This is a genomic window from Shewanella sp. 5_MG-2023, assembly GCF_030547465.1.
Lineage (GTDB): Bacteria > Pseudomonadota > Gammaproteobacteria > Enterobacterales > Shewanellaceae > Shewanella.
In genome coordinates this window covers 1-603 of record NZ_JAUORC010000100.1, presented here as the reverse complement: position 1 = coordinate 603, position 603 = coordinate 1, and the positions used below count along the sequence as shown (strand labels likewise).

The 603-nt window shown below is 38.0% G+C and carries 1 protein-coding gene; it reads right to left on the bottom strand.

Annotated features, from left to right (window positions below):
* Nucleotides 1-84 precede the first annotated feature (84 nt).
* Complete coding sequence (locus Q4557_RS19865; protein WP_102520066.1) at nt 85-360, bottom strand: transcriptional regulator; 276 nt, start codon at nt 358-360, stop codon at nt 85-87.
* Nucleotides 361-603: the final 243 nt, after the last annotated feature.

Genomic DNA, 603 nt, shown 5'->3' with positions numbered 1-603 from the left:
GTGATATTAGATTATTGAGGGTAAATACAAATGACTAAACCTCGAGAGATATCCATTTCAAACACGTTTTGGGGCAACTGTGAGTTACATTGGGAAGTGTTCATTTTCATATGATTCAACTAATGAAATCCATTTTTCAAGCTCAGCACCTTCAGCTGTATTAGGTATTGCATCAAACAGTCCTTCAATTTTCTTTAAAGCTGTACGATACTCATCCTCAGAACTCAGAGGCGCCTCTTCGCAATAAGTAATAATCTCATTTCCAACAGAAGTAGAATCAAGCCATGCAGCTAAGTTATCAGTTATTGGAGCCGTTGCGTCACATTTTGAGAGCAATATATTGAGTTTAGTATTCTTCATTATCAATTCTTCTCTTTGAATCGTCACAGTTACAGTAGCCATTTTGTAGTATGACTAAAATTGAGTCTAAGTTATCTTGACATACTTTGGGGCAAATAATTGCTTAGGGTGGTTACACTAAAGAGTACCTGGACATAAATATGTCAGCCAGCGCCTATCTAGCCTCCGAAAGTGCAAAATACCGCATCACGGCATTCCAATCCTTAAATCGCTCTCCTGAGAAGTGAATTAGCTCACCTTGAA

What these genes read in the sequence shown, in the direction of transcription:
- Q4557_RS19865 (WP_102520066.1), bottom strand. Translation starts at nt 360, where the DNA reads ATGAAGAATACTAAACTCAATATATTGCTCTCAAAATGTGACGCAACG.